Source organism: Xenorhabdus vietnamensis (assembly GCF_002127535.1).
Lineage (GTDB): Bacteria > Pseudomonadota > Gammaproteobacteria > Enterobacterales > Enterobacteriaceae > Xenorhabdus > Xenorhabdus vietnamensis.
Genome location: NZ_MUBJ01000005.1, coordinates 122523 through 143278, shown reverse-complemented (window position 1 = coordinate 143278; position 20756 = coordinate 122523). Strand labels below are relative to the sequence as shown.

Sequence of the window (20756 nt, the reverse complement as noted above, 5' to 3'; positions counted from 1 at the left end):
ACTGGAACTGCTTCTATTATGCGAGATAGCCGCCCACAATCACTGGATACGTTGTTTGAAGATGCGGCAACTGTCGGAAAAAGCCCTCTTCAAGTCATTCAACAACATGCCATCGCATTATTGAAGCTCAACCGCACCGTTCTCAGTTTGCTTCCTGCACCGTTGCACCCGTGGTGTAGGGTCGCCAATTATCGCAAACAAATTCTGGTACTGGAAGCAGGAAATGCCAGTTGGATGACTCGGCTTCGTTATGAAATTCCTGTCTTACTGTCTACGTTGAGAAGCGAAATTCTACCATCTTTATCCTCAATCGACATCAGGATTAATCCATCATTAATGGTTAAGTGTGATAATAATGAACAAGGATTCTCAAAACCGTCAACAAAAGCATTCAGTAATGATAATCAAGAATTACCAAAGCGCCAGTTAACCCATGAAAGCGCAAAAACATTAATGATGTTGGCTGAGAATAGCCCGGAAAAATTGAAAAGAAAATTGGAACGGTTGGCTGCGCTGGCCGGAGAGGGTACCAGTACAGCCAAAAAGAAGTGCTAACGCTGAATGAAAAGTATCAGCGAAAGGAGCGTAACAGATAACATAACCCACTGGTGCATCATTGGAATGCTCTCAACACTCTTTATTAATACACACGTTAGCTATTATACCAACGCCAATTATGCCAACACTAATGATGGAGCACGGAAAGCCAATGGCATTTCAGCTTCATCTTCAAATGTGACAAACTCCCAAGCACTTTCATGCGCTAAAACAGCTTGTAGCAATTTGTTATTCAATGCATGACCTGATTTGAATGCAGTAAATGCACCAATGATATTATAGCCACACATGAACAGATCACCGATGGCGTCCAGCATTTTATGGCGGACGAATTCATCTTCAAAACGCAAGCCATCTTCATTGAGTACACGGTAGTCATCAACCACAATCGCACAATCAAAACTGCCACCAAGGCACAATCCTTGAGATTGCAAGTACTCAATATCGCGCATAAATCCAAAAGTACGCGCACGACTAATCTGGCGGACAAATGAATCAGCAGAGAAATCCAGACTATAGCGCTGCGAACTGGCATCAATTGCTGGGTGATTAAAGTCGATAGTAAAATCCAGACTGAAGCCATTGTACGGTGCCAATTCAGCCCATTTATCACCGTCTTCTACGCGAACACTTTCCTTCATTCGCACGAATTTCTTCGCTACATTCAGATCTTCAATACCCGCATCCAATAACAGGAAGACAAACGGGCTAGCGCTGCCATCCATAATCGGAATTTCTGGTGCATCGACTTCAATAACAATATTATCAATGCCTAAACCAGCCAGTGCGGCATTCAAATGCTCAACTGTTGAAATACGCACATTATGCTCATTCACCAGACAAGTGCAGAGCATAGTATCACGCACAGATTTGGCATCTGCCGGAAAATCAACCGGAGGATTCAAGTCAGTACGACGATAGATGACCCCGGTATTAGCCGGCGCTGGGCGCATTGTCAGCGTGACTTTCTTACCGGTGTGCAAACCAACGCCAGTCGCTTGAACAATACGTTTTAATGTCCTTTGTTTGATCATCGTTTATATCTCGCAATGTTACTTATCCCACCAATCACTATAATTCATGATTGGCAGGATAGTTTAGCACAAAAAGCGGAGAAACCAATTTTTTAGCTATTAATCAGCCTGCTTACGCAAAAATGCGGGAATGTCCAGATAATCAGGCTCTTTGCTTGTATGCGGATTTTGGTCATTTACGACTTTTGCTGCTGTTTTATTCTCATCAGACAATGAAGGGATTCCGCCAGGCATCTGCTGGTAACGACGATCCATCGTATTTGCCTGAGGAGCCTTGTTATTGGTCACTAGAGTGATTTCTGGACGTTTATCCATTCCAATGCCTGTTGCCACAACGGTAACACGCAGCTCATCATTCATGTCTGGATCCAGTGACGTACCGATAACCACCGTTGCATTATCAGAAGCAAATGCCCGGATTGTGTTACCAACCGTTTCAAATTCATCCAAACGCAGGTCAAAGCCCGCTGTGATGTTAACCAGAACGCCGCGTGCACCAGAAAGATCAATATCTTCCAGCAATGGACTTGAGATAGCCATTTCTGCTGCTTCTTCCGCACGATCTTCACCCTGCGCAATACCTGAGCCCATCATGGCGTAACCCATTTCGGACATAACGGTACGAACGTCAGCGAAGTCAACGTTCATCAGACCTGGGCGAGTAATCAACTCTGCAATACCCTGAACTGCCCCTTTCAGGACATCATTGGCTGCACCGAATGCATCCAACAGGGAAATGCCCCGTCCCAGAACTTTCAATAATTTGTCATTTGGAATAGTGATCAATGAATCCACATGTTTAGATAGTTCAGTGATCCCTTGTTCTGCGAAGGCCATACGTTTTTTGCCTTCGAAATTAAATGGTTTAGTGACAACTGCAACAGTCAAAATACCAAGTTCTTTGGCAATTTCAGCTACAACAGGTGCTGCACCTGTTCCTGTGCCACCTCCCATACCTGCGGCAATGAATACCATGTCTGCACCTTCCAGTGCGGTACGCAGTGATTCACGATCTTCTTCCGCAGCAGTACGACCAACCTCAGGATTTGCACCAGCGCCTAATCCTTTCGTAATACCGTTGCCAATCTGGATAGTCTGACCAACCGCCGTCTTACGCAGTGCCTGAGCATCTGTGTTAACCGCAAAGAAGTCAACGCCTTCAATGCGCTCACGCACCATGTGCTCCACAGCATTACCGCCGCCGCCGCCGACGCCGATGACTTTAATCACCGCGTCGTTGGTTAATTCCAGTGGTTCAAACATAATTTCTCTCCGTTTTGTGCCTTTATATCGAGGCCCGCGACATTGTCGTAGCCTCTGTATAAAAAATCAAAATTCTTTTTTCAGCCAGTTGCTGACTTTCTTAAACCAACCACTGACTGACGTTCTTTTATCGGCATCAGAATCACTGCCAAGCTGAGATTCTTTGCCATAATGCAGAAGCCCAACCGCTGTTGAGTAGCAAGGCTCCTGCACATAATCTGTGAGTCCCGTGATGTTCAAAGGGCGGCCGATGCGAACTTGAGTATGGAATACCCTCTGAGCGCATTCGGCCAGACCATCAATCTGGGCTCCTCCCCCTGTAAGGACTATCCCTGCCGCCAGGTGGTGTTTTACTCCCTGCTGCCGTAATTGCTCCTGCAATCGCAAAATTTCATCGTTCACTAAATTCAGCAGTTCGGTATAACGGGGCTCGATAACTTCAGCCAAAGTTTGACGTTGCAAACTACGAGGAGGACGCCCTCCCACACTTGGGACTTCCACATTCTCATCTTTGCTAACTATCGAACCCAATGCACAGCCATGACGAACCTTGATAGTTTCAGCATCACTTGGGGGAGTACCAAATGCATAGGCAATATCACTAGTCACTACATTGCCTGCATAAGGAATAACTTTGGTATGACGTAATGCGCCGCCAGTATATACAGCGATATCCATTGTCCCACCACCGATATCGACGACACATACTCCCAATTCACGTTCATCTTCTGTTAATACAGCATAACTTGATGCCAACCCGGCAAAAATAAGTTGATCAACTTTCAATCCACAACGTTCAACAGCTTTTACAATATTTTTCGCCATATCGTTATGACAGGTAATCAAGTGGACTTTCGCTTTCATACGTACACCTGAAAGCCCAACCGGATTTTTGATCCCTTCTTGATAATCAATCGCGTATTCCTGTGGGATCACATGCAAAATACGGTGTTCATCACGAACACGAACCGACTTAGCTGTATGGACAACACTGTCCACATCATCCTGTGTCACTTCTTCTTCCGAAACTGGCACCATGCCGATTTCGTTCTGGCAACTGATATGTTTGCCAGAAAGCGCCAGATAGACTGAGGAAATCTGGCAATCCGCCATGAGTTCAGCCTGATCAATGGCACGCTGCACGCATTTGACGACCGATTCAAGATCGTTTACACCGCCTTTGTCCATGCCGCGGGATGGGCAACTTCCTACTCCGATAATATTGACCATACCATCGGGCAGAATTTCACCAACCAGGGCAGATACCTTTGCTGTACCAATTTCAAGGCCAACTACCAATTTTCTGTCCGTTGATTTGATCATCGTTATTCTGCCTGTCTCTGTATTATTACCAGTCACTGTTTGTTTTCTTGCCCATTCATTGAACCGGCTTATCAGTTAATAAAGGAGTCCAACCTACCGCAGCACCATTTTCATAGCGTAAATCAATATAATCTACGCGTTTCTCAGTGTTTTCCCGCAACCGAGAATAAAGTTCAACAAAACGTTTCATTCTCTGCGTTTTATCTTTAGTTCCTAACTCTAAACGGATATTATTATCCAATATCAACTGCCAGGAATTACGCGCTGTCATGCTCACTGCTTTCAGTTTTATTTGGTGTTTTTCAAGAAAATCCGCCATTGTGTGATATTCACGCAATACGTCTTTTCCTTTGCTTTTTGGCCCATGCAATATAGGATATTTCCTATTTGCAATGCGTTCCATAGGCAAGCTGAATTCTTGGCCTTCAGCATCCAACAGTTGAGTGTCGTTCCAGCGCGCATAAGGCACGTATTCTACCAGATGTATTTTAAGTTCATCAGGCCATTGTTTACGTACAGTCACATGCTGAATCCATGGCAGCTGTTTAATCTTTTCCTGAATGGCATTAACATCCTGAGTTATAAATGTTTTGGGAGTTCCCAAGGACAAAATAGCCTTTCTTACATCATCATTCGTGGTGTAATGGCGTTCACCAGTCAGCACCAGCTTTGAGAGCGGTAATTTGCTAGAATCCTTCATCCAGTCCAGTGCCATCCAGCCTCCCCATGCGATGGTGCCAGCCACCATCAAGAAGAAGATAATCCCCACCAGATAATAACCATTGCTCGGACGAGATCCCTGAGCTTCACTCTCCCGCTCCCGAACATTCCGGGCTGCCTGCGACATTTTAATCAGTCAACTCCAAAATTTTTGCTACGAGTTGAGAAAAGTTAAGTCCCGCCTGACGCGCAGCAATTGGCACAAGACTATGGCTAGTCATACCAGGAGAAGTGTTAACCTCCAGCAAATAGAAGTTACCATTGCCATCATCCATGATATCAACACGTCCCCAGCCCCGGCATCCCAGCGTTTTATAAGCCTTTGATGCAATATCTAACAACTCTTGTTCTTTTTCCACACTCAAGCCGCTTGGACAAAAATATTGCGTTTGGTTGGAAATATATTTCGCATCATAATCGTAAAACACTTCTGGAGCCTGAATACGGATAGAAGGAAGTGCTTTGTCTCCCAAAAATCCTACAGTATATTCGGGACCAAACAGCCATTTTTCAACCAGCACGTCAGTATCGTATTTAAATGCCAGCTCCAATGCGCCACGCAATTCGGAATAATCATTCACTTTGGTCATTCCTACACTGGAGCCTTCCAGATTCGGTTTAACCATTAATGGCAGGCCTAGCTCTTGAACATACTCTTTGAGTTGAAAATCGTTAACTTGTTCAATTTTTTGAGAATTAATTGCGACATAAGGGGGAACTGGTAGTTTCGCTCCCTGCCATAGCTGTTTTGTGCGCAATTTATCCATTGACAAGGCAGATGCCATCACTCCGCTGCCGGTGTAAGGAAGTTGTAAAAACTCCAGCAAACCTTGCAACGTACCATCCTCACCACCACGGCCATGTAGTGCAATAAAGACTTTACTAAACCCTTCCTCTTTGAGTTTAGTCACATCAAAGTCTTTTGTATCAACTGAATAAGCATTAATACCCGCTTCTTTCAGCCCAGCAACAACAGCATGTCCTGACTGCAATGAAACTTCGCGTTCAGCAGACGTTCCGCCCAACAGAACAGCAACTTTATCAACCATGATGCTCTACCTCATTAAAAGATGGCTGCAATTTTGTTTCAGCCAAATTGCGCGCTATTTTACCGATATTACCGGCACCCTGTACTAAAACTAAGTCATTGTTTTCTATCACCTGAGACAGAATGATTGAAATTTGATCAAGCCCTGATACAAAAATCGGGTCCAACTTGCCACGACTGCGAATAGTACGGCATAAAGAACGGCTATCCGCTCCCGGGATCGGCGTTTCACCTGCGGCATACACATCCAGCATCAATAGAACATCTACCTGACTCAAAACATTAGCAAAGTCATCATATAAATCACGGGTTCTCGTATAACGATGTGGCTGGAATACCATCACAATGCGTTTGTCCACCCAACCCGCTCGCGCAGCTTTAATCGTGGCGTCAACTTCTGTTGGATGATGGCCATAGTCATCTACCAACATCACGCTACCTTCTTTGCCATTGATATGTTTGAGAGCAAATTCCCCCAGAAAATCAAAGCGGCGCCCAGTTCCCTGAAACTCTGCCAAAGAAGCAAGGATAGCCATATCCTCAATGCTTTCTTCTGTCGCCACTGCGACGGCAGCAGTTGCATTCAGTGCATTGTGGCGTCCTGGGGCATTCAACATCACATGCAGATCTGGCAAGTCATATCGGCTAATAGTGAAAAACCCCTGAGCACCTTTCTGCTCATAATGGGTAATACGAACGTCTGCTTCCTCACTGAAACCGTAGGTCGTGATATAACGCCCAATCTGGGGAATAAGTTCTTTCACGACAGGATCGTCAATACACATCACAGCCCGACCATAAAATGGCAGGTTATGCAGAAAATTAACGAACGTTTGTTTCAGGTTTCCGAAATCCCCCTGATAGGTATCCATGTGGTCGGCTTCAATGTTGGTGACAACTGCCATCATCGGTTGCAAATGCAAGAATGAAGCATCGCTTTCATCAGCTTCCGCAATCAAATAGCGGCTGCTACCTAAACGAGCATGTGTGCCTACCGCTTTCACCAACCCACCATTAATAAACGTAGGATCAAGACCCGCCTGTGCATAAATGCCAGCAATCATTGCTGTCGTCGTGGTTTTTCCGTGCGTTCCCGCAATCGCAATACCGTGACGATAACGCATAAGCTCTGCCAGCATTTCCGCACGGCGGATTACAGGGATTCGGGCTTCACGTGCAGCCATAATTTCTGGGTTTTCTGCCGATATAGCCGTGGATGCCACAACAACACTGGCATCCCGCACGTTTTCCGGGCGGTGATTAAAATAAATAGTTGCACCCAGTGCAATCAGTTGTTGTGTGACAGCATTAGGGGCCAGATCAGAACCACTTATCTGATAACCTTCATTAGCCAACACTTCGGCGATACCACCCATGCCAGCACCACCAATGCCAACAAAGTGGATATGCCTGACTTTTCTCATTTCAGGCACTGAAGCTCTTAATTTCGCCAACTGTTGTGTATTCACTTTTTAATTTTCACTCGTTATGTTTACGTCACCGTTCTACTTGGAACGGCCTGAATGATTCTTTGCAGCATCAACCAACGCTGCTGCCACACGCTCGGTTGCATTGATAATAGCTACTGAGCGTGCTTTTTCTGCCATTTCCAGCAATTGTGGACGTTGCCACTGAGTTAGTAGCTCGACGACAGCATCAACCGTGAATTCAGGTTGCTCAAGTATCTTTGCTGCCCCCGTTTTTTCCAAAGGCAAAGCATTCCAATATTGCTGGCGATCTTTATGCTGGAAAGGAACAAAAATCGCAGGTAAGCCTGCGGCGGAAACCTCACTGACCGTGAGTGCGCCTGAACGGCATACAACAATATCAGCCCATGCATAGGCTTGTGCCATATCGTCAATAAATTCAGTCACTTTGAATTCAGATTTAACTGAATTTTCATATTTTTTCTGTGTTTCTTCCTGAGCACCCTTTCCAGCCTGATGCCATAAAGTAATATTCTCGCCCAGACGAGCAGCCACTTCTGGCATGGTTTGGTTCAGGATCCTTGCTCCCTGACTGCCGCCAACAACAAGCACCCGAACAGGCCCTTCACGCCCAGCCAAACGCTGCGCTGGTACAGGCAATGCCAGTACATCTTCCCTCACAGGATTACCGACAACCGGCGCTTCAGGAAACGCCCCCGGAAATGCCTGTAGAACCGTTTTGGCAATTTTGGCCAACCAACGATTAGTTAAACCCGCAATGCCATTCTGCTCATGCAATACAACCGGAATGCCGCACAACCATGCTGCTATGCCACCTGGTCCGGAAACATATCCCCCCATTCCCAGCACAACATCTGGTTGATAGCGGCGCATGATGGTTTTTGCCTGTTGGATTGCTTTAAAAATTTTAATAGGGGCCGCAAACAACGCTTTTATTCCCTTACCCCGCAACCCTGAAATCTGAATAAATTCGATATCAATACCATGTTTCGGAACTAAATCGGCTTCCATGCGATCCGCAGTTCCTAACCAGCGAATATCCCACCCCTGCGCTTTTAAATGGTGAGCAACCGCCAGCCCCGGGAACACATGGCCACCCGTACCTCCTGCCATCACCATTAAGCGCCGGTTTTTGCCACTCATTTAGGGCTCCTTACGAACGCCTGTGCTTTTACCAGACGTAATTCATAATCAATTCGCAATAATAAAACGATGGCAGTTGACACCACTATCAAACTGGAACCACCGTAACTAATTAAAGGTAATGTCAATCCCTTCGTCGGCAGTATACCTGCCACCGCACCAACGTTGACGAATGCTTGAAAGCTGAACCATATGCCGATTGCACAAGCCAGAAAACCAGAAAACCGTTGATTAAGCTGTAATGCCCGACGACCAATTATCATTGCGCGGAAAGCGACGAAGAATACCATTGCCAATACCAAAACCACACCGAAATAACCCAATTCTTCGGCTAGAATGGAAAAAATAAAGTCAGTATGGGCTTCTGGCAGATATGCAAGTTTCTGGACTGAGTTTCCCAGCCCTTGCCCCATGAAAGTGCCACGGCCAATTGCTATTAATGATTGGGATAATTGATACCCGCTGCCATAAGGATCCTGCCAGGGATCCATAAAAGAAGTTACCCTGCGCATACGATAAGGTTCAGTAACAATCAGTACGCACACGGAAAATATTCCACAGCTAATAATGGCAAGGAACTGCCACAATTTAGCCCCCGCTAGAAACAGCAGTGCTAATGTTGTCACAAATAATACAATCACTGTTCCCAAATCGGGCTGCGCCAATAATAAAACTGCCAGTACAATCATGACACCCATTGGCTTACAAAATCCCCAGAAGTTGTTCCTTACTTCCTCAACTTTCCTGACTAAATAGCTGGAGAGATAACAAAAGAATGATAGTTTAGACAATTCTGCCGGTTGAATACGCAATGGCCCAAGTGATACCCAACGTGATGCTCCATTGACTGAGTTCCCTACAAACAGCACGATTACCAACATCATGATCGCTGCTAATAGCATGGCGTTGCTATAACGCAGCCAGAAGCTCATCGGAATACGCAGTGTAATAAGGGATAACAGAAAACACACTAACAGGTAAACTGCATCACGTATTGCAAAGTTAAAAGGATTTTGGACAGTACTCTGAGCGACGGACATTGATGCCGACGTTACCATGACAAAACCAATCACAGCCAACCCTAATGCCATCCAGACCAGGGTACGATCATACATAACGGCATTAGTGGCATCTGCCTCCACATTTCCCGTTAACCAAGTTTTAAATTTACCGAGGCCTGGAATGGTCATCAGCCTAACTCCTCTGCCAAGCGAGCAAATTCATGACCACGATGTTCAAAACTATTAAACTGATCAAAGCTCGCACAAGCTGGTGACAGTAATACCATGTCGCCAGAAACTAGCTTGCACGCAATTTCTCTCATCGCCTGTTCCATTGTTACTGTCAGTGTTGAAATTTCAGGACGCAATTGAGCCAACTGCCCTCCATCACGACCGAAACAGTAAAGACGAATGTGATTTCCCGATATATGGGGTTTCAGTGGGGTAAAATCCGCCGCTTTTCCATCTCCCCCCACTAAAAGATAAAGTGTGCCTTCCAGACTCAATCCACTGAGTGCCGCTTGGGTACTGCCAACATTGGTTGCCTTGGAATCATTCACCCAACGAACACCATTTCTCATATAAATCACCTGAAAACGGTGCTCCAGCCCGGCACAGGTACGTAGAGCCTGAAGACTGGCTTCGCGAGGGATACCCACAGCATCGGCCAATGCTAATGCAGCCAATCCATTAGTGTAGTTATGTTGCCCAGCCATCTGCATTTCACGTATTGCCAACACCGGGTGCTGATTGACCAGCAGTTGTTGATGTCCACTATCAAGCTGATAATCACCACTATCCACACCAAAACTGATGCAACGGCTATCCTTGCCTGTTTCTGGCAAAGTTAGAACATCTTGTTCATTGACCACACAAATTCTTGCCTGATTATAAATTCGCAATTTCGCCGCACGGTACTGTGACAAGCCTTGCGGATAACGAACCATGTGGTCTTCTGTAACATTCAGTACGGTCGCTGCCGCTGCTTTCAAGCTATAAGTTGTTTCAAGTTGGAAGCTGGATAATTCCAGTACATAGAGCTGACAAGGCTGTTTCAGCAATTCCAGAGCAGGGACACCAATGTTGCCACCTACACCAACCAGCCATCCCGCCTCTTTTGCCATTTCCCCAACCAGAGTGGTCACGGTGCTTTTACCATTCGAACCCGTAATGGCAACAATCGGCGCAGTCGCTTCGCGGCAAAACAGTTCAATATCTCCGATAATTTCTACACCTGCATCAGCCGCCGCTTGCAATTCAGGTGTTGCCAGTGCAATACCCGGACTGGCAACGATTAAATCAGCATCCATCAGCCACTGTTTATTCAGACTGCCAGTGTGACACTCAACTTCATCAGACAGTTTATCGCTGCCTGGCGGCACTATACGGGTATCCATCACACGCGGAGTCACTCCACGTGCAATGAAGAAATCAACGCAGGACAGACCTGTCAGCCCCAATCCAACGATGACAACTTTTTTATCCACGTATTCAGTCATGAGTCTCTCAGCCATGATTAGCGTACCTTCAGGGTTGCCAAACCAATCAACACCAGTATCAGGGAGATAATCCAAAAGCGCACGATAACGCGCGGTTCTGGCCAACCTTTCAATTCATAGTGATGGTGAATCGGTGCCATGCGGAAAATACGCTGTCCACGCAGTTTGAATGAGCCAACCTGCAAAATGACAGACAGCGTTTCCACCACGAAGACCCCCCCCATGATGACCAGCAAGAATTCCTGTCGCAGCAATACTGCAATAGTTCCCAATGCTCCACCCAAGGCCAACGAACCAACATCCCCCATAAATACTTGCGCTGGGTACGTGTTGAACCACAAGAAACCCAGCCCTGCCCCGACAATTGCAGTACAGACAATCACCAGCTCAGATGCATTATTCAGATAAAGAATATTCAGGTAAGCAGAGTAATGAGTGTTACTCGTTACCCAAGCTACCAGGCCTAAACCTGCCGCGACCAATACTGTTGGCATGATAGCAAGACCATCCAGTCCATCGGTCAGGTTCACTGCATTACTGGTTCCTACAATCACGAAATAAGTCAGCAAAATGTAAAGCAAGCCCAGCTGCGGCATGACATCTTTGAAGAACGGCACCACTAATTGTGTTGCAGGTGTATCTTTGCCGATACTGTACATAGTAAACGCTACGCCCAAAGCAATAACGGACTGCCAGAAATATTTCCATCGAGCAATTAGCCCCTTGGTATCTTTGCGAACCACTTTGCGATAATCATCCACAAATCCCACAACGCCATAACCCAATAAGACAAACAAGACACACCAGACATAGGGATTCTTCAGATTTGCCCATAACAACACAGAGATCGTGATGGAGAACAAAATCAGCAATCCCCCCATCGTCGGAGTTCCACGCTTGCTAAAATGAGACTCTGGGCCGTTATCACGCACAACTTGACCTATTTGCAATTTTTGCAGATAAGCAATCAAAGTTGGCCCCATCCATAGTGATATGAGCAATGCAGTAAGCAAACTGACGATGGCTCTGAACGTCAAATACGAGAAGACGCGAAAACCTGAGTGATAATTATTGTTCAAATAATCGGCTAGCCAAACTAACATTGGAAGTTCTCCTTCAGTCCGTTCACTACCTCTTCCATTGCGGCACTACGTGAACCTTTAATTAATATGGAAATCATTTCATGTTGTCCCAGTAAAGGAAGTAGCGCTGCAACTAATTCAGCCTTGTTTATGAAATGCTGTCCCCGACCACTCGCACTACTAATATGGGCACTGAGAGTCCCGACGCTGAGTACCTTATCTATATTTTTGGGTGCTATTGCTTCGCCTACTTCTTGATGGCACTCAATCGCCTGCTCTCCCAACTCTCCCATATCACCAACCACCATGACTCGATAACCAGACATCTGTGATAACACATTCGCAGCAGCAATCATGGAGCCGGGATTCGCGTTATAGGTGTCGTCCAATATCACTTTTCCCTCAGTCAGAAGGATAGGAAATAAACGCCCTGCAACCGCTTTCAATTCCGATAATCCAGTACGAATATCATCCAGTGATGCACCAACAGAAATTGCGAGCGCACTGGCAGCCAATGCATTGGCAATATTGTGTTTCCCCGGCAATGGTAATGTCAGTTCAATACTCCCGATTGGGCTATGGAGGCAAAAATGCGTTGCCAATGGTTGCTCTAAAATATCTGTTGCGTAAAAATCAGCCCCTGTCGTTGGTGAGACAGAAAAACGCCATACCGTTTGCTGATCATTAATACTGTGCTGCCAATTGTTCCAATCATTGCTATCCAGATTGATAATGGCGGTTCCAATCGGAGCCAGGCCTTCAAAAATCTCGCCTTTTGCCTTTGCAACTCCAGCCAAAGAGCCAAAGCCTTCCAAGTGGGCAGAAAAGAGGTTATTGACTAATGCACTTTCAGGACGAACCATTTCAGCGGTATAGGAAATTTCACCAATATGGTTGGCACCCAGCTCAATAACAGCAAACTGGTGTTCATCAGTCAGCCTGAACAGAGTTAATGGCACGCCAATGTCATTGTTGAAGTTACCTGCGGTGTAAAGGGTATTTCCACACTGACGCAGAATCGCCGCAGTCATCTCTTTTACCGATGTTTTGCCCGATGAGCCGGTCAAGGCCACAATTCGTGCTTTACTTTTCTGACGAACCCAACCCGCCAGCTTTCCCATCGCCAAGCGAGTGTCCTCGACTACGATCTGAGGACAATCAATATCAAGGCGACGGCTGACCAATAAAGCCCCGGCTCCCAGTTGGGCTACGTCCTCAGCGAAGTCATGGGCATCAAATTTTTCCCCTTTTAAGGCGATGAACAAACAGCCATGTATGATCTTACGGCTATCAGTTTCTACGGCATTAATTTGCAGAGCTTCAGCCTGCTTATCAGTAATACGATATAACGCACCATTCGTTAACTGTGTTAATTGCTGTAGTGTCAGAGGAATCATGCAATTACCCCCAGCAAACGCGCAACGGTCAAGCGATCTGAGTAATCCAGACGACGATTGCCGACCAGTTGGTAATCTTCATGGCCTTTACCTGCCACAAGGACAACATCTTCTTCAGTAGCTTGTATTACGGCACTGGTCACAGCCTCAACGCGCCCATGAATCACTATTGCCTGTCCTGGATCGATGAATCCTTTCAGGATATCAGCCACAATTGCCTGAGGCTCTTCACTGCGAGGATTATCGTCAGTGACAATCACACGATCTGCGCCTTGTTCTGCAATGCCCCCCATTAACGGACGCTTGCCTTTATCACGATCACCACCGCAACCAAATACACACCAGAGCTGCCCCTTACAGTGCAAACGTGCCGCAGACAACGCTTTTTCCAAAGCATCAGGAGTATGGGCATAATCAACGACAACCGTCGGACGACCCGCAGCGGAAAAAACCTCCATGCGCCCACAAACAGGTTCCAGACACGAAGCCGTCGATAACAGTTTCTCCAGGGGATATTCAAGAGACAGCAAAGTTGCAAGAACAAGCAGTAAGTTACTAACATTGAATGCGCCCATTAGGGGACTATTGACTGTCCCATTCCCCCAACTGGACGTAAATGAAATAGAGGCACCTTTGTCATGATAATGAACTTCATTGGCCGATAACCAACGTCCCTGCCAATTTTTCGGTAAGTTATTTTCCATCGAGACAGCCACCGCATCCGGTAAGCGGGTCGACCATTTCAGCCCAATAGCATCATCAACATTGATGATTTTCTGTTTCACATTATGGCTGTTGAACAATAGCCATTTAGCATCTTCGTAATTCTCCATATCACCATGATAATCAAGGTGATCCCGGCTTAAATTAGTAAAAACAGCAGCTTGAAATGGCAGTGCAGCCACTCTTCCCTGAATCAGACCATGCGAAGAAACTTCCATCGCAGCAAAAGTGGCGTTTTGATTAACAAGTTGCTGCAAATCAAGCTGAATATCAACTGCGGAACCTGTCGTGTTTTCGCTGGGTATTATCATGCCCAACAAACCATTTCCCACCGTTCCCATTACGGCACTGGTTTCTCCGAGTCCTTGAGCCCATTGCGCCAACAATTGCGTTGTTGTTGTTTTTCCGTTGGTTCCAGTAACTCCGACCAATTTCAGCTTATTGCCGGGATGTTGGTAAAATCCACCCGCCAATTTAGATAATTTACTATTCAAATCATCCAGATAGATAACAGGCACACCGTGCATTTTCTGCATCGTGCCACTATCAGACTTTCCCTTCGCTTCTGCAATCACCGCAGAGACACCTTGAGCGATGGCTTGAGGAATATATTGTCGACCATCTGTCTGATGCCCTTGAATCGCAACAAACAGATCTCCGGCAGCTGCCTTACGGCTGTCCAATGTCATTTCGCGCAGCGGAAGCTCCGGGGCATCAACACCCCATGGAGCCAATAAATCGCGTAAATTACGATCTGCCACTTTTATCCTCTTTATTTATTAACAATAAATTCGTTTTTATCATCTGCAGGCAATGCATCTGGTTCAACATTCATGGTACGCAGAACACCACTCATGATCGCGCCGAAGACAGGCGCAGCAACCGCACCGCCATAATATTTACCTGCTTGTGGATCATTGATGATTACAACCAGTGCAAACCGTGGATTACTCGCAGGGGCAATCCCTGCAGTATAAGAAATATGCTTATTATTGACATACTTGCCATCCGGCCCGACTTTTCTTGCCGTACCCGTTTTAATGGCAATGCGATAACCTTTTATCGCTGCCCGTACACCACCTCCTCCCGGTAATGCCACACTCTCCATCATGTGCACCACTGTCCGCATAATAGCTTCAGGAAATACTCGAGTGCCGTGTACGGGAGGATCGACTTTGGTGATTGATAGTGGGCGATAAATGCCCAAGCTTCCTATCGTTGCATAGACCCGTGCTAACTGTAACGGTGTTACCGTCAGCCCATAGCCGAAAGAAAAGGTGGCCCTATCAAGCTCTGACCACCATTGTTTATTTGTCGGAAATACACCACTACTTTCTCCGACCAACCCCAAATTGGTCGGTTTGCCCATTCCAAAGCGTGAATAAACATTTACCAGTTCTGAGGCAGGCATCGCTAACGCCAGTCTAGAAACACCAACGTTACTCGACTTCTGTAAAATCCCCGTAATAGTTAACTCAGAACGCGGAGCAACGTCTTTGATTTCATGCCCCCGCGAACCATACGTTAACCGGTATGGTTTGGTATCTACTACCGCATTTTCGCTGACAACGCCATTAGTCAGCGCACTCATAACCACCAGAGGTTTTACTGTAGAACCAGGCTCAAAAGTATCGGTGATGGCTCGGTTACGCATTGCATCTTTCGGCGTTCCAGCCAAATTATTCGGATTATAAGATGGGTTGTTTGCCATCGCCAAAACTTCACCTGTATTGACATCAATCAACACGGCTGTACCAGATTCTGCTTTGTTTAGCTCAACCGCTTCCGTCAATTCACGATATATCAAAGTCTGAAGGCGCTCATCTATGCTGAGTATTACATCATGACCAGGTTTGCTATCCGTAGATGAAATATTCTCAATGACACGCCCCATTCGGTCTTTACGAACAGTTCGAGATCCCGGCACGCCAGCCAGCCAGCGATTAAAGCTTTTTTCAACCCCTTCAATTCCTAAGCCATCAATGTTGGTGACACCAATAATATGTGCTGTTGCCGGCCCTGCAGGATAATAACGGCGAGATTCTTCAAACAGCTTAATACCAGGTAGGTTCAATTCCTTGATATAATTATTATTAGAAATAGTCACTCTTCGTGCCAAATAAACAAAGCGCCCCTTGGGATTCTCCGTAATTTTATTTTTTAACTGCTCAAGAGAGATATTAAGTGCATCAGCTAAAGCCTGCCAGCGAATATCATCTGTAATATTAGTTTTTTCAAGCACTTCTTTCGGATCTGCCCCAACCGAATAAACAGGAACACTAACAGCCAATGGACGACCATTACGATCATTGATCATGCCTCGGGGGGCTGGAATAGATTCGACACGCAGAGAACGCGAATTACTTTCTCTTATCAATTGTTCAGTCTTGAAAATCTGCAAATAAGCACCACGAACCAAAAGCCCGATTAAAGCAAACACAATGCCCCCACACACTAAGGCAAAACGCCAGCTTATAAAACTTGCTTTATCTTCTAGCTTTTTCGACTTTAAAGAGCGTGCAGCTTTCATTGCCTACCTTTTGGTTATCAACTGGAATCATTGAATCATCACTATATTTTCTTTTTTTGAATCAACGTATTGCATATGCAAGTGTTTAATCGCATTATTTTCAACCCGACTGCGTTCACCCAGAACCTTCTCTTCAAGGAGCAAATTACGCCACTCAACATCCAGAGCATTAATCTGTTTCTCCCGATCGTTTTTTTGCGCAATCAATAAGCGGGTTTGATATACGACCGTGACAACACAGGTGGCTGAAACTACAATTATCGCCAGCAAAAACAGTGGTAGCTTGGCATTGCGAATAAAATCGCTGCCAATAACCCCCACTAACCCGTGACGTTCACTAGCCATTATTCACCTGCCTTTTCGGCAAACCGCAAAACGGAGCTTCGTGCTCTTGGGTTCGTGCCCACTTCACCTTCTGAAGGTTTCATTTTACCAATAGATTTCAGACTTCTTCCCCCCAGCATTTTTAACTGCGCTTCTGTGAGAGGCAAACCGGCTGGAACCTGTGGCCCCTGACTGTGTTGTCGAATAAAACGTTTCACTATACGATCTTCCAACGAATGGAAACTGATGACAGATAATCGCCCTTGTGGTGCCAGAACATGCAGTGCACCATCTAATGCACGTTCGATCTCTTCCAGTTCACTATTAATGTAAATCCTGATAGCCTGAAAGCTGCGTGTTGCCGGATGTTTATGCTTCTCCTTAACTGGGCTTGCTTGAGCAATTAACTCTGCCAGCTCTCGGGTACGCGTAATGGGTTGCTCCTGATTACGTGCCACAATGGCTTTTGCAATGCGCTTGGCAAAACGTTCTTCACCAAATGTCTTCAATACCCATGCGATATCTTCCGCTTCAGCCTTCATCAACCACTCTGCGGCAGACTGCCCACGCGTAGGATCCATACGCATATCCAATGGCCCATCACGCATAAATGAAAAACCACGTTCAGGATCATCCAGCTGTGGGGAAGAAACCCCTAAATCCAGCAATACGCCATTAATTTTCCCAACCAGACCCGCCTCTTCTACGTATGTTGCCAATTCAGAAAATGGGCCATGTGTGATAGAAAAACGCTGGTCAGTAATAGCCTTTGATGCTTCAATGGCTTGTGGATCACGATCTATCGCCATTAAACGCCCATTGCGTCCTAATCTCGACAAGATCAAGCGAGAGTGTCCCCCTCGCCCAAATGTTCCGTCTATATAAATTCCATCTTCTTGGATATTCAGTCCATTGACAGCTTCATCCAGTAGAACACTGGTATGCTCAAAATGACTATTTGCCATGTTTATAGTGATAAGTCCTGTAGCCTTGCTGATAGAGGTTCTTGTGTGGATTGCTCAGCCGCAATATCATTCTGTACTTGTCGATACCAAGCTTGCTCATCCCACAATTCAAATTTATTAAATTGCCCAACCAGCATGACCTCTTTTGTTAGCCCTGCGTGTTGACGCAGTGTATTGGCTAATAAAAGACGCCCTGCACTGTCCATTTGACATTCACTGGCGTGTCCCAATAACAAACGTTGAACGCGACGCTCGGCTGGATTCATGCTGGATAAGCGAGATAATTTTTCTTCGATGATTTCCCATTCGGGTAATGTATAAAGCAACAAGCACGGCTGATGGAGATCAATAGTACAAACCATTTGACCTGTTGATTCTTCATTCAGCATTTCTCTATATCGGGCTGGTACAGTGAGCCGCCCTTTATTGTCGAGATTAACCAGCGTTGCTCCACGAAACATACTCAGGTTACCCCTTGATGGCCCAAATCTCCACATTACCCCACAAATCACCACAATTAAGAGTTTACGGATGGTATGAAAACCTTGTCAAGCCAGAGCCCGTGCGCTTTAGCTAGATTTACAGAAAGATTGGGAACAGAAAAAGAGATATTTTTAATTTCTGGCTATAATATTAATAGATAACACCATGATAATTTTGAATAATTTAAAAAAGCCACTGAGAGTCTTATTAGGAAAGGAGTTTAGTGCAAAAAATTACCACTTAAATTAATTTATGCAATTCACATCTCACTGCTGACCAACTGTTAACCGATCACAATCTATCAATAATAACAATATATTTGAGTTACAATAGTGCAAAATAATAATAACAAAATAAAATTAAATGTTTACCTTCAAACATAAAATTATTATATATCAATTAAATAAAACAACATTTCCAAAATAATAAGTAACCAGCATTAACAATCAAATTAGGTCATGAAATTATTCATTTTGTAAATTTAAATAACACATTATCGTTTTTAACGGTTATAAAAGAATATTTAGAAGAATTTTAGTAAGAATAGTCCCAAAATCACCGATAAAAGCATATTTTGATAATTTTCAGCAAGCAAACAGCACCCTCATCTTTAATGAGGGTGCCCACTCAGGCTTTTCGACTCAACTTGCCACGGTGACATAAATGACGACGCATTCTGGTTATTCCGGGGGTTGGGCGTTTCTTTTCATCCAAACTGGCCAATACCAGCTCAAGAGCTCGTTCAGCGACGTCACGATGGCGCTGTGCCACAGACAATACCGGACATTCAAGAAAATCAAGCAACTCATGATCGCCAAATGTAGCGATCACCAATTGCTCTGGTAAGCGTCCACTACGTTTAAGAATCGTGTCCATTACTCCCTGAAGCAATGCGAAAGAAGTGGTATACAATGCCTGAGGAACGGGGTTCGTTTCCATCCATGATGCGAATACCTCTGCCGCAGCTTCACGCTCATAGCTATTGGCATAAAGATAGTTTACTTCTCGTGGATCATGCTCCCACGCTTCACGGAAACCTTGTTCACGCAAGAAACTGACCGATAATTCAGGCAGTGCTCCCAAATAAAGAACTGACTCAGCAGGGAATTGCCGCAATTCCTGCGCTAGCATCTTCGCATCTTCCAGATCATCTCCAACCACGCTAATAAAGTGCTCACTGTCCAAAGCACGGTCAAGAGCAATGATTGGTAATGAACGATTTGCCCAACGTTGATAGAAAGGGTGCTCAGGCGGCAAGGCAGTGGACACAATGATCGCATCAACCTGACGTTGCAAAAGATGTTCCACACAACGCATTTCATTATCAGGTTGATCTTCAGAACACGCGATCAGTAGCTGGTAGCCACGCTGCCGAGCCTGACGCTCAAGATAATTAGCAATACGCGTGTAACTCGTATTTTCCAAATCAGGTATGACTAGACCAATTGAACGGGTGCGCCCCGCCCGAAGACCAGCAGCAACAGCATTAGGATGATAATTATGCTCCCTGACCACTGCCATCACTTTTTCTACTGTTTTATCGCTGACCCGATACTGTTTGGCTTTACCATTGATGACATAACTGGCCGTAGTACGTGAAACACCTGCTAAGCGGGCGATCTCATCCAGTTTCACATTAACCCCTCAGTAATATTATGAAAAAGCCCTACTTTACAGTAGGGCCTGATGAATATCTGTATTTTAACCCGCAGATTGCGATTTTTCATCGCATAATTTTATCTCCGCGAGAGATACCAACAATGCCCGAACGCGCTACCTCCACAATCTCTGCCACCTCTCTGACTGAATCAAGAAAAGCATCCAGTTTTTCGCTCGTCCCCACTAATTGGACAGTGTAGAATGTTGAAGTCACATCAACGATTTGCCCGCGAAAAATATCCGTGCTGCGCTTAATTTCTTCCCGGCCATATCCACTGGCTTGTAATTTAACCAACATAATTTCACGCTCAACATGAGGCCCTGCCGTTAACTCGTTGACCCGCAACACATCTACCAACTTATGCAATTGTTTTTCAATTTGCTCTAATACTTTGGCATCACCTTTAGTCTGAATGGTCATTCGTGACAATGTTGGATCTTCAGTAGGAGCGACCGTTAAACTTTCGATGTTATAACCTCGCTGAGAAAACAAACCGACCACACGGGATAATGCACCCGATTCGTTTTCAAGTAATACAGACAAAATCCGGCGCAT

Annotated in this window: 18 protein-coding genes and 1 pseudogene; 1 reads left to right on the top strand and 18 read right to left on the bottom strand. The window is 45.4% G+C overall.

Annotated features, from left to right (window positions below; translation table 11 throughout):
* Positions 1 to 18 precede the first annotated feature (18 nt).
* The gene (locus Xvie_RS06825) at positions 19 to 555 is read left to right on the top strand and encodes a DUF721 domain-containing protein (RefSeq protein ID WP_086108587.1); all 537 of its coding nucleotides are present in this window, start codon (positions 19 to 21) and stop codon (positions 553 to 555) included.
* Between the two features lie 119 nt (positions 556 to 674).
* Here the strand turns inward: Xvie_RS06825 and lpxC are convergent, their stop codons facing one another.
* The 18 genes and pseudogenes from lpxC to ilvN all read right to left on the bottom strand — a co-directional run bounded on the left by lpxC (position 675) and on the right by ilvN (position 20756).
* Positions 675 to 1592, bottom strand: coding sequence for a UDP-3-O-acyl-N-acetylglucosamine deacetylase (gene lpxC / locus Xvie_RS06820; protein ID WP_086108586.1), 918 nt, complete (start codon positions 1590 to 1592; stop codon positions 675 to 677).
* Between the two features lie 99 nt (positions 1593 to 1691).
* A complete protein-coding gene (gene ftsZ, locus Xvie_RS06815) occupies positions 1692 to 2855 on the bottom strand; it encodes a cell division protein FtsZ (protein WP_086108585.1) in 1164 nt (387 codons plus the stop codon).
* A 66-nt stretch (positions 2856 to 2921) separates the two neighbouring features.
* Complete coding sequence (ftsA, locus tag Xvie_RS06810; RefSeq protein ID WP_086108584.1) at positions 2922 to 4178, bottom strand: cell division protein FtsA; 1257 nt, start codon at positions 4176 to 4178, stop codon at positions 2922 to 2924.
* Between the two features lie 55 nt (positions 4179 to 4233).
* Positions 4234 to 5025, bottom strand: a complete 792-nt coding sequence (ftsQ, locus tag Xvie_RS06805; RefSeq protein WP_139838820.1) for a cell division protein FtsQ — start codon at positions 5023 to 5025, stop codon at positions 4234 to 4236.
* Between the two features lies 1 nt (position 5026).
* Complete coding sequence (locus tag Xvie_RS06800) at positions 5027 to 5947, bottom strand: D-alanine--D-alanine ligase (protein ID WP_086108583.1); 921 nt, start codon at positions 5945 to 5947, stop codon at positions 5027 to 5029.
* A complete protein-coding gene (gene murC / locus Xvie_RS06795) occupies positions 5940 to 7415 on the bottom strand; it encodes a UDP-N-acetylmuramate--L-alanine ligase (RefSeq protein WP_086108582.1) in 1476 nt (491 codons plus the stop codon). The genes Xvie_RS06800 and murC overlap by 8 nt, the downstream gene beginning before the upstream one ends.
* Positions 7416 to 7451: 36 nt before the next feature.
* Positions 7452 to 8537, bottom strand: a complete 1086-nt coding sequence (gene murG / locus Xvie_RS06790) for an undecaprenyldiphospho-muramoylpentapeptide beta-N-acetylglucosaminyltransferase (protein ID WP_086108581.1) — start codon at positions 8535 to 8537, stop codon at positions 7452 to 7454.
* Positions 8534 to 9727, bottom strand: coding sequence for a cell division protein FtsW (gene ftsW, locus Xvie_RS06785; RefSeq protein WP_086108580.1), 1194 nt, complete (start codon positions 9725 to 9727; stop codon positions 8534 to 8536). The genes murG and ftsW overlap by 4 nt, the downstream gene beginning before the upstream one ends.
* A complete protein-coding gene (gene murD / locus Xvie_RS06780; RefSeq protein ID WP_208612533.1) occupies positions 9727 to 11037 on the bottom strand; it encodes a UDP-N-acetylmuramoyl-L-alanine--D-glutamate ligase in 1311 nt (436 codons plus the stop codon). Before murD ends, ftsW begins: the two co-directional genes overlap by 1 nt.
* Before the next feature lie 17 nt (positions 11038 to 11054).
* Positions 11055 to 12140 (bottom strand): phospho-N-acetylmuramoyl-pentapeptide-transferase, encoded by a 1086-nt coding sequence (gene mraY, locus Xvie_RS06775; protein WP_086108578.1) that lies wholly within the window; start codon positions 12138 to 12140, stop codon positions 11055 to 11057.
* On the bottom strand, positions 12134 to 13516 hold the full coding sequence (gene murF, locus Xvie_RS06770; protein ID WP_086108577.1) for a UDP-N-acetylmuramoyl-tripeptide--D-alanyl-D-alanine ligase: 1383 nt from the start codon (positions 13514 to 13516) through the stop codon (positions 12134 to 12136). The genes mraY and murF overlap by 7 nt, the downstream gene beginning before the upstream one ends.
* A complete protein-coding gene (murE, locus tag Xvie_RS06765) occupies positions 13513 to 15000 on the bottom strand; it encodes a UDP-N-acetylmuramoyl-L-alanyl-D-glutamate--2,6-diaminopimelate ligase (RefSeq protein WP_086108576.1) in 1488 nt (495 codons plus the stop codon). Before murE ends, murF begins: the two co-directional genes overlap by 4 nt.
* Positions 14987 to 16769: pseudogene (gene ftsI, locus Xvie_RS06760) on the bottom strand (peptidoglycan glycosyltransferase FtsI). Before ftsI ends, murE begins: the two are co-directional and overlap by 14 nt.
* Positions 16770 to 16796: 27 nt before the next feature.
* Positions 16797 to 17117, bottom strand: a complete 321-nt coding sequence (ftsL, locus tag Xvie_RS06755) for a cell division protein FtsL (RefSeq protein WP_167376243.1) — start codon at positions 17115 to 17117, stop codon at positions 16797 to 16799.
* On the bottom strand, positions 17114 to 18058 hold the full coding sequence (rsmH, locus tag Xvie_RS06750; protein WP_086108573.1) for a 16S rRNA (cytosine(1402)-N(4))-methyltransferase RsmH: 945 nt from the start codon (positions 18056 to 18058) through the stop codon (positions 17114 to 17116). The genes ftsL and rsmH overlap by 4 nt, the downstream gene beginning before the upstream one ends.
* Positions 18059 to 18060: 2 nt before the next feature.
* Entirely contained in the window at positions 18061 to 18519 is a 459-nt protein-coding gene (gene mraZ, locus Xvie_RS06745) for a division/cell wall cluster transcriptional repressor MraZ (protein ID WP_086108572.1), read from the bottom strand.
* A gap of 649 nt (positions 18520 to 19168) precedes the next feature.
* Entirely contained in the window at positions 19169 to 20176 is a 1008-nt protein-coding gene (cra, locus tag Xvie_RS06740) for a catabolite repressor/activator (protein WP_086108571.1), read from the bottom strand.
* Positions 20177 to 20264: 88 nt separating this feature from the next.
* Positions 20265 to 20756, bottom strand: a complete 492-nt coding sequence (gene ilvN / locus Xvie_RS06735) for an acetolactate synthase small subunit (RefSeq protein ID WP_167376241.1) — start codon at positions 20754 to 20756, stop codon at positions 20265 to 20267.

Excerpts from the sequence above, each read along its gene's own strand:
- murD (WP_208612533.1), bottom strand. The coding sequence starts at position 11,037 with ATGACTGAATACGTGGATAAAAAAGTTGTCATCGTTGGATTGGGGCTG.
- ftsA (WP_086108584.1), bottom strand. The coding sequence starts at position 4,178 with ATGATCAAATCAACGGACAGAAAATTGGTAGTTGGCCTTGAAATTGGT.
- murF (WP_086108577.1), bottom strand. The coding sequence starts at position 13,516 with ATGATTCCTCTGACACTACAGCAATTAACACAGTTAACGAATGGTGCG.
- ftsQ (WP_139838820.1), bottom strand. The coding sequence starts at position 5,025 with ATGTCGCAGGCAGCCCGGAATGTTCGGGAGCGGGAGAGTGAAGCTCAG.
- lpxC (WP_086108586.1), bottom strand. The coding sequence starts at position 1,592 with ATGATCAAACAAAGGACATTAAAACGTATTGTTCAAGCGACTGGCGTT.
- murG (WP_086108581.1), bottom strand. The coding sequence starts at position 8,537 with ATGAGTGGCAAAAACCGGCGCTTAATGGTGATGGCAGGAGGTACGGGT.
- Xvie_RS06825 (WP_086108587.1), top strand. The coding sequence starts at position 19 with ATGCGAGATAGCCGCCCACAATCACTGGATACGTTGTTTGAAGATGCG.
- rsmH (WP_086108573.1), bottom strand. The coding sequence starts at position 18,058 with ATGGCAAATAGTCATTTTGAGCATACCAGTGTTCTACTGGATGAAGCT.
- mraZ (WP_086108572.1), bottom strand. The coding sequence starts at position 18,519 with ATGTTTCGTGGAGCAACGCTGGTTAATCTCGACAATAAAGGGCGGCTC.
- Xvie_RS06800 (WP_086108583.1), bottom strand. The coding sequence starts at position 5,947 with ATGGTTGATAAAGTTGCTGTTCTGTTGGGCGGAACGTCTGCTGAACGC.
- ilvN (WP_167376241.1), bottom strand. The coding sequence starts at position 20,756 with ATGCGCCGGATTTTGTCTGTATTACTTGAAAACGAATCGGGTGCATTA.
- ftsZ (WP_086108585.1), bottom strand. The coding sequence starts at position 2,855 with ATGTTTGAACCACTGGAATTAACCAACGACGCGGTGATTAAAGTCATC.
- mraY (WP_086108578.1), bottom strand. The coding sequence starts at position 12,140 with ATGTTAGTTTGGCTAGCCGATTATTTGAACAATAATTATCACTCAGGT.
- ftsW (WP_086108580.1), bottom strand. The coding sequence starts at position 9,727 with ATGACCATTCCAGGCCTCGGTAAATTTAAAACTTGGTTAACGGGAAAT.